Genomic DNA, 8,838 nt, shown 5'->3' with positions numbered 1-8,838 from the left:
CGTCGACGCCCTTGAGGTCGGCGTCAGCGTGCCACAGGCTGACCGCTTCGGCGCCGACCCGGCGCGCGGCCCGGGCGGCGTCGACGCCGTGGTGGTGCCCGGCGGTTTCTCCTATGGCGACTACCTGCGGGCCGGGGCCATCGCCAGGTTCGCCCCGGTGATGGGCGAGGTGGTGGCCGCCGCGCAGCGCGGCGTGCCGGTGTTGGGCATTTGCAACGGTTTTCAGGTGCTCTGCGAGGCCGGGCTGCTTCCCGGGGCGTTGACCCGCAACAGCGGTTTGCATTTCGTCTGCCGGGATGTGTGGCTGCGGGTGGCGTCGATCTCGACGGCCTGGACGTCGCGTTTCGAGTGGGGCGCTGAGCTGCTGGTGCCGCTGAAGTCGGGCGAGGGCCGCTATGTGGCCCCCGACGATGTGCTCGACGAGCTGGAGGGGGAGGGCCGGGTGGTGTTCCGCTACCTCGACAATCCCAACGGCTCGCTGCACGACATCGCCGGCATCAGCTCCGCCAACGGCCGCGTCGTCGGGCTGATGCCGCATCCCGAGCACGCCATCGAAGCGTTGACGGGGCCCTCCGACGACGGCTTGGGCCTGTTCTATTCGGCGCTGGACGCGGTGCTTTCGGTCTGAACGGAAATCGCCGCGCTGGGCGGGCGTGAGTCGAGTTCGGTTCAGCCGGCGTCGCGCAGCAACGGGTGCGCCGTCGGCCATTGCGTGGCCGGGCTCAACGCGTCGAACAGGTCGGTCGCGTCCGCGACGGTGCCGTCGACGAAGGCGGCGAATTCCTCAAAGGAGACGCCGGGTCGGATCCAGCGTGACCTGCGCGCCACCACGCCGATCCGCTGCGGGTCGGACGAGCCGTGCACGATCGCGGTGACTTCGTGCTCCGCGTGGTTCCACGTGTCGGAGAAGTGCACCAGCCAGGGGCGCTCGCCGGCGGGGAAGAAGCAGGTGGGAGTCACCCGAACGATCAGCACATCGCCGTGCGCGGGCGAGATCTCGAGATGGACGTGCAGGCGCCCCGAAGTACACGCACGCGCGCCGGTGACGAAGAAGTATTCGCCGTCGTGATGGCCGCGGAAGTAGCGTCGCCCACGCGTGCGCAGGTAACGTTCGACCAGGTTCGCGCACATCAGCTCGTTCGCCATGAAATCATGCTGCGGCCAGTGGCTTTGCGAATGCTGGGAGACAAGCCATGAGCCCGCGAAGAAACTGTTGAGAATTTGCTGAGCGGCCGGATCCGCTCAGCGCCGTCGTCAAGGTTCGGTGTCCGGCCGCCGCTCCACGATCCCGGCGCCCGGCCCCGGCATGGTCCGTGGCAGCGTCACCGAGAATCGGTACCGCTCGGGGCGGTAATGAAACTCCACGACTTCGAGCGGCTTGTCGTCCCGTCCGTAGCTGATCCGTTCGAGCACGAGCACGGGGGAGCCCAACGGCAGATTCAACGCGCCGGCCACCTCGACGGAGGCGCCCGCCGCATGGATCTCATAGGTGGCCCGGGCGATGGGGATGCCCAGCCGCCGCTCCCACATCGTGTAGGTGCTTTCCATCGCCCGCTCGGGTTGCGCGTCCGAGACGCTCGCCAGCAGCGGCTCAACGGCCCTCCCCAGCCCCGGCGGTAGATACGCGATCATCAGCGCCAGGGGCGCGTCCCCGTCCCGGAAACGTCGCTGGATGCACAGAACTTTGGGCAAGCCCAGCGTTTCGGCGACCCGCTGTGGGGGTTCCTCGACGCGGTGCGACAGGACGTCGACGTGGGGGGTGATCCCCGAACTCGCCAAGACTTCGGTGATCGTGCGCACGCCGGAGCCCAGTTCCTGCCGCACTGGGTTGGTCACGAAGGTCCCCAGGCCTTGGCGTCTGACCAGCCAGCCCTGGCGCTCGAGCAGTCCGACCGCCGCGCGCACGGTTACCCGGCTCAGACCGGACCGATCGATCAACTCGCGTTCGCTGGGCAGGCGTCCGCCGCGGGGCACGCGCTGCTTGATGATCGCGGCCTTGAGCGCCTCGGCGAGCTGGGTGCTCGCGGGTACGCTGCCGCGCCGAACTCGCAGATCGGCGGACTCGAGGTCGAGCGACCGGCTGGTCATAAGACGTATTAAAACGTCTGGTGAGCGGAGGGTAAAGACCGGTCACCGTCCGGCTGCTGTACCGAGTCCCGATTAGGCTGGTGCTGAGCGATTTTCGCGTCACCTCAGGAGGTCCGGACATGGGATTCGCGGTGGAAGGGATCGACCACGTCGTGCTGAATTGCAGCGACGTCGAGGCAACCGCGGCCTGGTATGAGCGGGTGCTTGGGATGCGCCGGGAGACGTTCGGTCCGTCCGCGCGGATCGCGCTGCGCTTCGGGGAGCAGAAACTCAACCTGCGGCCCCTCGGGGCGCTGGCCGGCGATCCCGACTGGGTCACCGGGTCGGTCGAGGCCGCCGGCTCCGCGGACTTGTGCTTCATCACGCGCAGCAGCCCCGACGACGTGCGCGCTCACCTCGTCGAGTGTGGTGTGGAGGTCGTCGCGGGTCCGGTGACCCGGACCGGCGCACTCGGCCCGATGACGTCGCACTACTGCCGCGACGTCGACGGGAACCTCGTCGAAATCGCCGTCTACGGAACGGTCTAGGGATCAGAGCGGGTAGAGCGCCGGCAGGTTCACCACGACCGCCTCCTGGGTGCTGCGCGCGATGACGACCTCCGCCGGGCTGGTCGGGTCGGGATTTTCCTCGCGGTGCGGCAGATTGGGCGGGATGAACACGTAGTCCCCGGGTGAGGTCGAGATACGCACCTCTCCGGTGCCGTCGTGGAAGACGAATTCCGGGTGACCACTGCGCACGTAGATGGCGGTTTCCGAATCGCCGTGATGATGGTTGGACGAGACGGTCGACGGCATTGCGTGCGTCTCACCCATCCAGAGCTTTTCGGCGCCGACCGACGTGCCGCTGAGCGCGGCGAAGCGACGAAGCCCGTCCGATTGCGCGGTGTCGGAGCTGATGTCCGACGCCTTGATGTGGTGCACCCGGTTGCCGGTGGCTTCCGGCGCCTTCTCGTCGAAGTCCGGGTGGAATCCGTCTGCGGTGGCCATGGGTCAATTATGGTCCGACGCATCCCGATACGCCTCGAGAAGCCGCAGCCACAGCTCGCTGACCGTCGGGAAGCAGGGCACGGCGTGCCACAGCCGGTCGATGGGCACCTGGCCGGCGATGGCGATCGTGGCGGAGTGAAGCATTTCGGTGACCCCGGGTCCAACCAGCGTGACCCCGAGCAGGTGCTCGCGATCGAGATCGACCACCATCCGCGCCCGGCCTGTGTACCCATCGGCGTAGAGCTTGGCCCCCGTCACAGCGTCGCCGACTTCGATGTCGGCCGTGCGCACCCGGTGCCCGGCCCGCTGCGCCTGCTGGGCCGTCAGGCCGACCGCGGCGGCTTCGGGATCGGTGAAGAACGCCTGCGGGACGGCGTAATGGTCAGCCGTGGTGGCATGCCGTCCCCAGGGTGCGGTGTCCAACGGGGCGCCCACCGCACGAGCTGCGATGGCCGCGCCGGCGATACGGCCCTGGTACTTGCCCTGATGGGTTAGCAGGGCCCGGTGATTGACGTCGCCTGCCGCATAGAGCCAGCCGTCCTCGATCGCTCGCACGCGGCAGGTGTCGTCGACGCCGAGCCATGCGCCCGGTGTCAACCCGATGGTCTCCAGACCGATGTCGTCGGTGAGCGGCGCGCGGCCCGTCGCGAAAAGCACTTCCTCAGCTGATAACTCGGATCCGTCGTCCAATTCGAGTTTTACCTGCCCGTCATCGGCCCGGCGCAGCGCGCGGACCGATACCCCGACGCGCACCTCCACGCCCGCCTCGGTGAGTCCGCGTTCGATCAGCTCGCCCACGAAGGGTTCCATTCGGGGTAGCAGGCCGGATCCACGCGCGAGCAGAGTCACCCGCGACCCCAATCCTTGCCAGGCGGTCGCCATTTCGACGCCCACGCCACCGGCACCCACCACGGCGAGTCGCTCGGGGACGGAGCTGTGGTCGGTGGCTTGGCGGTTGGTCCACGGGTGGGCTTCGTCGATGCTGGGCAGGTCGGGGAGAGCGGGCTGGCTTCCAGTGCAGACCACGACCGCGTGTCGCGCGGTCAACACCGACGTCTCACCGCTGGAGGCGGTGACGGCGACTCGTCGGGCACCGTCCAGCCGGCCGTGGCCGCGTACCAGGGTGGCGCCGATCCCCTTCACCCAGTCGGCCTGCCCGCTGTCGTCCCAGTCGCTGACGTAGCGGTCGCGGCGGCCGAAGGCTCCCGCGGCGCTGATGGGGCCGGCGACGGCTTCCCGCGCCCCGTCGACCCGGCGGGCGTCGGAGACGGCAATCACCGGACGCAGCAGAGCCTTGCTGGGTACGCAGGCCCAATACGAGCATTCGCCACCGACAAGTTCGCGCTCGATCATCGCGACGCTCAGGCCGCCCGCCCGGACGCGTTCCGCGACGTTCTGCCCGATCGGCCCGGCGCCGAGCACGATGACGTCGTAGTCCCGTTCCTTGTCGACCGCCATGGTCAATGACCTTTCTGTGGTGTCCGTCAGTTGGCTGTGAGCTTCTCGGCCAGCTGGCATAAGTCGCTCGCTATGAGGTTCGGCTGGGGCAGCCCCTCGACCGGTAGCGGTGGATTGCCTGGGCGTGTGATGAGCGCCGCGCTGAAGCCGACGTTTTGCGCCCCGAGCGTGTCCCACACGTGCGCGGCCACCATCATGCAGTCGGTCGGCGCGACCCCGAGCGTTTCGCACACATATCGGTACACGGCGGGCGCCGGCTTGAAGGCGCGACAACCGTCGACGCTCAATTGGTGTTCGAAGAAATCAGCCAGCCCGGAACTCTGCAAGGCCGTCGGCCCGTCCGGGTTGGGCGGTGAATTGGTCAACGTAACCAGGCGAAAACCATTGTCTCGCAACCTGGTGAGCCCCTCGGGTACCTCCGGGTGTGCCGGCATGGTGAGAAGACCTGTCTTCAGGCGGTGCAGGTCATCGTCGGAGACGCGGACGTCGTGAATATCGCCGACCATACGCAGCACGCCTTGTGCGAGCGTGGAGAAGTTCACGTAATTGTCCGCCAGTGTCGCGGACATCGAGTACATGACCAGCTGGGCGAACCACTCGCGGAGCACCCTTTCATCGCCGAACAACTCGGTGAAAAGCGGTGCGAGGGAGTCGATGTCGATCAACGTCTCGTTGACGTCGAAAACCAGGACGGGCGGTGTGGGCATGGCTAGGGCTCGGCCTTCTTGAGAGTGCGAACGTCGGGCCTTGGATACCCGACCAAACACAGGCAAATCAATGCCATTCCGAGGACGGCCACCAAAGTGCGATCACCTCGGCCGTCTTCGGCGGGATCGCAAGTTCGACGGACCTCTCGCGAACGATCCCGGACGGTCGTTGCTCACTGCATCACAACGACCATCTTCCCGCCGGCCTCTCCCGCTTCCATCACGCGGTGCGCCTCACGTATCTGGTCGAAAGAGAAGACGCGAGACGGCTTGGCCTCCAGCGTGCCCTCTGCGACCTGCCGCGCGATGTCTTGCAGCGGAACGTCCGACAGCGGAAATCCGGGAGCCCCAAAGACGAAGCTGCCGAAGAAGTTCCAGTTGACACCGCTCGCCATGCGCAACAGCGGGTTGAAATCCCCGATGGGTTCAAGCCCGCCCAGCCATCCCGCCAGGCATGCCGTACCGCCGCGGCGCAGCATGTCCAGGGAGTCCAGAATGGTGCCGTTGCCGACCAGGTCCAGGACGGTGTCCACCCGCTTAGCCTCGGGGAGATGGTCGGCCAGGTCGCGCCGCTCCAATTCGACGCGGGAGGCGCCCAGCTCTTCCAGCTTGGAGACCCGGCCCTGGCTTCGCGCGGTGGCGATGACGCGCGCACCGGCGGCGACGGCCAGCTTGAGCGCGGCCTGCCCGAGCGATGAGGTCGCGCCGCGCAGCACCAGGGTTTGTCCGGCCTGCAGATTGAGGTTGCGGAAGAGGCATGTCCACGCGACCGCGTAGGTCTCGGGTAACGCCGCCAAATCCGCCCAGGGCAGCCCGGATTCGATGAGGGTGACGTTGGCTGCGCGCACACGCGTGTACTGCGCGTAGCTGCCGTTGATGGTACGGCCCAGACCCCCCATCAATGCCGCCACCTTGGCGCCCACGGGGAATTCACCGCCAGGACACGAGTCGACGACGCCGACGCATTCGATGCCGCTGACTTCCGCGGCTTCCGCCCATTCGCCCCGGCGCATGTGCATCTCGGCGTGATTGACGCCGAACGCCTTGACCTCGATGACCACTTCGCCGTCTCTGGGCAGCGGCTTGGGGATGTCGGTGTAGACCAGTTTGTCGAGGCCGCCGAATCCCTTCAGAACGATCGCTCGCATGGTTTCGCCCCCTGCTTGTTCGCGCACCACTACCGGCGCGGTGGGCAGCTGGGACGCATCGGTGGTCGACATTTGCCGCTCCTCCCGAATGCTCAGTGGGCATTCATGTCTGGATATGCCGAACGGAGCCGGAGAGCTTCCCGCCCGTAATGGGCCGGCTAACCCAATTAATTATGGGCTACCTATCCCAATCTGTCCAGATGGGGCGGTGAAGCTATTTGGCCCGGGACGGGCCGCGGCGTCGCGCCGGGGTTGATCGGCTCTTACGCGCGTGCGGCGTGAATGTGCGAACGTAGTCGACGGCGGCATTGACTGCGGTCCGCAACGGTTCCGCATCCCCGGTGGCGTATGTCAACATCGCTCCGCCCTGGTGCGCGACCACCAGCGATACCGCCAGGTGACGCGGGTCGGCATCGGGGCGCAGCTCGCCGCGACGGCGCATGGTGGCAAGGCCGGTCTCAAAAAGCTCGATCCACTGGTCATAGCCGGCGGAGAGATCGTCGTGTACTTCGTCGTCGGCGTCGATCAATTCCCCCGCCAAAGAGCCGTAGACGCAACCTCCCAGGCGGTATACGGCGTCGATGTCCGCGACGCAGGCATCGGCCCACGCCTGCAGGGCGTCGAGGGTGTCCAGGTCGCCCAGTGGTGGCGCAGTGTGGAAGGCCCGTACGTCCTCGCGGCGGGCGGCGATCACTTGACGGGTCAGCTCGCGCTTGTCGTGGAAGTAATGCGCGATCTGCGAGCCGCCGACCCCGGCCGCTCGGCGCACCTGTTCGATGCTGGTGCCGGCGACGCCGCGCTCGAACATGAGGCGCGCGGCGACCTCGACGACGCGCGCGCGTGTCGCCTGCCCCTTGCGGGTGAAACGTGTTGAGCTGTCATCAGTTAGGGCGCGGGTCTTGCGCAGGCGCCGAGGGCGCCGCGCGGGCCGGGCAACCCGCTCGCCGGGATCGGTGGCGAAGCTGCGCAGGTGGTTGATCGCGAAGCGGACGGCATCGGCGTGCGGCCATTCCGCGCGGTAGGTGAAGGCCAAGGTGCCACCACCCTGATGGGCGGCGACGATCACGATCGCCAGCGCTCGCGAGTCGGCGTCAGCGACAACGATGCCGCCGTCTTTCATTCGCTGGATCGCCGTTTCGAGCAGGTCGATCCACTGCCAATAGCCGGCTCCCAGCGTTGCGCGTGTCGCGTCGTCGGACTTCACCAGCTGTGCGGCAAGCGCGTGATAGGTGGGCGTGCCGAAATATCCGATGCGCCTGAGGTATCGCATATTGAGGTCTATCCACCGTTCGAAGTCGGCGAACGAAGCCAGACCACCGAGCTTGGGCTGCCGGTGGAAGTCGAGAACCACGCCGATCTGACGCCGGATGACCGCGCGGATGAGGGCGTTCTTGTCGGCGAAATAATGGGCGAGCTGCGAACCGCTGACGGACGCCGCCCTGCGTACGTTCTCCATGTTCGACGCGGAGAGGCCTTCGGTGACGATCAGTCGGGCGGCCGCTTCCACGATGCGGTCCCGGGTGGCCCGCCCCTTGGCGGTCAACCGTTGTTCGTCCTGACCATCGGGATGGGCCATCGCGTCAGGCTAACTCGCGATCGCCCCGAACTATGGGATATCCAACCCAATGAAGCGCCTGGGTGCCCGGCGGTCCCTGTCAAGCAGTCATGTCGACCTTCGCCAGGAAGCGGAGGATCAATTCGGCGACCTCGTCCAGCGCGGACTCCAACAGGAAGTGCCCACCGTCGAGCAGTCGGATCTCGGCATCGGGGAGGTCGTCGGCGAACGCCTCGGCGCCCGCGGGGCCGAATATCTCGTCGCCGCGACCCCACACCGCGAGCAGGGGCACCTGGCTGGCGCGAAAGTAGTCATGCAGGCGCGGATAGAGCGGCGCGTTGGTCGCATAGTCCCGCAACAGCTTCAGCTGCACCAGGTCGTTGCCGGGACGCGAGATGAGCGCGTAGTCGTGAAGCCAGGATTCGGGGTCGAGCAGGGTCTCGTCGGGAACGCCGGTGACGTATTGCCACCGGGTGGCGTCCAGCGTGAGGAACTGCCGTACTGCGGCCTCGGTCTCGGGCGTTTGCTCGCGCTGGTAGGCCCGCACGACCTTCCAGAAGTCGTCGACGAACCCCGCGTCGTAGCCGTTGCCGTTCTGGGTGATGATCGCCGTGATCGCCGACGGGTCGCGCAGCGCAAGTCGCCAACCGATCGGCGCGCCGTAATCCTGGACGTACATGGCGTATCTGTCGATGCCGAGCTCGCGGACCAGGCCGGCGGTGAGGTCGGTCAGCGCGTCGAAGGTGTAGTCGAACTGTTGGACGGACGGCGCGTCAGAAAGCCCGAAGCCGAGGTGGTCGGGTGCGATGACGTGATAGCGGTCCGCGAGTGCCGGCAGCAGATGCCGGAACATGTAGGAGCTGGTCGGAAAGCCGTGCAACAGCACGAGCGCGGGT

General features: G+C 67.2%; 10 protein-coding genes. 2 read left to right on the top strand and 8 right to left on the bottom strand.

From position 1 onward, the window contains the following. Positions 1–628: phosphoribosylformylglycinamidine synthase subunit PurQ (gene purQ / locus A5713_RS07720; protein WP_369804384.1), on the top strand; the 628-nt coding region annotated here is incomplete at its 5' end. Between the two features lie 41 nt (positions 629–669). Here purQ and A5713_RS07715 read toward each other — a convergent pair. Both A5713_RS07715 and A5713_RS07710 read right to left on the bottom strand, forming a co-directional pair. Continuing rightward, a complete protein-coding gene (locus A5713_RS07715; RefSeq protein ID WP_068094235.1) occupies positions 670–1,146 on the bottom strand; it encodes a hypothetical protein in 477 nt (158 codons plus the stop codon). Between the two features lie 108 nt (positions 1,147–1,254). After that, positions 1,255–2,088, bottom strand: a complete 834-nt coding sequence (locus A5713_RS07710; RefSeq protein WP_067921077.1) for a GntR family transcriptional regulator — start codon at positions 2,086–2,088, stop codon at positions 1,255–1,257. A 119-nt stretch (positions 2,089–2,207) separates the two neighbouring features. Here A5713_RS07710 and A5713_RS07705 point away from each other — a divergent pair, with 119 nt between their 5' ends. Continuing rightward, positions 2,208–2,615: a VOC family protein gene (locus A5713_RS07705; RefSeq protein ID WP_067921079.1), complete on the top strand. Its 408-nt coding sequence runs from the start codon at positions 2,208–2,210 to the stop codon at positions 2,613–2,615. A gap of 3 nt (positions 2,616–2,618) precedes the next feature. Here the strand turns inward: A5713_RS07705 and A5713_RS07700 are convergent, their stop codons facing one another. The 6 genes from A5713_RS07700 to A5713_RS07670 form a co-directional block, all read right to left on the bottom strand. Next, positions 2,619–3,074: a cupin domain-containing protein gene (locus A5713_RS07700; RefSeq protein WP_068094234.1), complete on the bottom strand. Its 456-nt coding sequence runs from the start codon at positions 3,072–3,074 to the stop codon at positions 2,619–2,621. A gap of 3 nt (positions 3,075–3,077) precedes the next feature. Further along, complete coding sequence (locus A5713_RS07695; RefSeq protein ID WP_068094229.1) at positions 3,078–4,532, bottom strand: NAD(P)/FAD-dependent oxidoreductase; 1,455 nt, start codon at positions 4,530–4,532, stop codon at positions 3,078–3,080. A 26-nt stretch (positions 4,533–4,558) separates the two neighbouring features. Then, positions 4,559–5,239: a haloacid dehalogenase type II gene (locus A5713_RS07690; RefSeq protein WP_067921086.1), complete on the bottom strand. Its 681-nt coding sequence runs from the start codon at positions 5,237–5,239 to the stop codon at positions 4,559–4,561. A gap of 173 nt (positions 5,240–5,412) precedes the next feature. Then, on the bottom strand, positions 5,413–6,459 hold the full coding sequence (locus A5713_RS07685) for a zinc-binding dehydrogenase (RefSeq protein ID WP_068094227.1): 1,047 nt from the start codon (positions 6,457–6,459) through the stop codon (positions 5,413–5,415). Between the two features lie 142 nt (positions 6,460–6,601). Further along, positions 6,602–7,963: a TetR/AcrR family transcriptional regulator gene (locus A5713_RS27410; RefSeq protein ID WP_082972836.1), complete on the bottom strand. Its 1,362-nt coding sequence runs from the start codon at positions 7,961–7,963 to the stop codon at positions 6,602–6,604. A gap of 79 nt (positions 7,964–8,042) precedes the next feature. Continuing rightward, the coding region (locus A5713_RS07670) for an alpha/beta fold hydrolase (RefSeq protein ID WP_068094226.1) at positions 8,043–8,838 on the bottom strand (796 nt) is incomplete at its 5' end.

This window comes from Mycobacterium sp. E2497 (genome assembly GCF_001668695.1).
Taxonomy (GTDB): domain Bacteria; phylum Actinomycetota; class Actinomycetes; order Mycobacteriales; family Mycobacteriaceae; genus Mycobacterium.
The sequence above is the reverse complement of the archived record's forward strand: the minus strand, read 5'-3'. Positions and strand labels throughout refer to the sequence as shown.